The sequence below is a fragment of the Vibrio sp. 1978 genome (assembly GCF_033344345.1).
Window position 1 is genome coordinate 1 of the sequence record NZ_JAWPOP010001102.1, and the last position, 504, is coordinate 504.

Genomic DNA, 504 nt, shown 5'->3' on the forward strand with positions numbered 1-504 from the left:
AAAGCGGTGTCGCTGTTCATTCGTTAAATCGCTCGCTTCGTAGCGAGGAGGGAGATCAGAATGCTTGCGTTGTACTGCCATCACTTCCTCCTTGGTTGATGGGTGTACTTATACTAAGTATATACACAGTTGCGCATAAATAGCGCCAAGATACCGAATTCTAAGCGATATCTCGTGCGCCAGTTCAAGGAAATTACGCAACTAAAAAAGCCACCCGAAGGTGGCTTAAAGCAATTCAGCATTTGTACCGATTATAGGTATTCGCACAAGTAAGCCGTTGCGTCTTTCACTTGCAGCTCAAATGATGAGTTACCTTCAACATCAAACGACTCCCCGCAGCTGTAGGTTGTCCAGTCGGCTTCACCTACGCGTTGCACCACGAGAGCACCTTTAACGACTGTCATGCGCTCAGGAGCCTGCGTACCAAATGTGTACTCGCCCGGAAGCATCACACCGACACTAACATCCTGTCCGTGCTGGTTAAAACCTAGTGACTTTACACCG

General features: G+C 48.2%; 1 protein-coding gene. It reads right to left on the reverse strand.

Annotated elements, in window-relative coordinates; translation table 11 throughout:
• Window positions 1-251 precede the first annotated feature (251 nt).
• A partial coding sequence (locus R8N49_RS30870) for a pyrimidine/purine nucleoside phosphorylase (RefSeq protein ID WP_318190917.1) occupies window positions 252-504 on the reverse strand: 253 nt, incomplete at its 5' end.